A 558-nucleotide genomic window follows, 5' to 3' on the forward strand; every position below is an offset into this window, starting at 1 on the left:
CCTGTCGCTCCCGTGGCTCCGGTTGTTCCTGTTGCTCCCGTTGCCCCCGTGGCTCCGGTAGCTCCTGTTGGACCTGTGACTCCCGTGGCTCCGGTAGCTCCTGTTGGACCTGTGACTCCCGTGGCTCCGGTTGGACCCGTCGCTCCTGTGGCTCCCGTTGGACCCGTCGCTCCTGTGGCTCCCGTGGCGCCTGTCGGACCTGTTGCTCCAGTTGCTCCCGTCGCCCCTGTTGCTCCTGTCGCTCCAGTTGCTCCCGTCGCTCCGGTTGCTCCCGTGACGCCTGTTACTCCTGTGGCTCCTGTGGCTCCCGTTGGACCCGTGGCTCCGGTGGCTCCTGTTGGACCTGTCGCTCCCGTGGCCCCTGTTGCTCCCGTTGGACCCGTCGCTCCTGTGGCTCCCGTGGCCCCTGTTGCTCCTGTCGCTCCTGTCGCTCCTGTGGCTCCCGTCGGACCCGTTGGTCCGGTTACTCCTGTGGGGCCTGTGGCGCCTGTTGGACCTGCTGCACCCGTTGGACCTGTCGCTCCCGTGGCTCCGGTTGTTCCTGTTGGACCTGTTGCG

General features: G+C 67.6%; 1 protein-coding gene. It reads right to left on the reverse strand.

Features of this window, described 5'->3' with window-relative positions:
* Positions 1–558, reverse strand: a 558-nt coding sequence (locus ACWHAR_RS30635) for a hypothetical protein (RefSeq protein WP_452088878.1), incomplete at both ends; no start/stop codon positions are given.

Source organism: Bacillus sp. LR--39 (genome assembly GCF_053613335.1).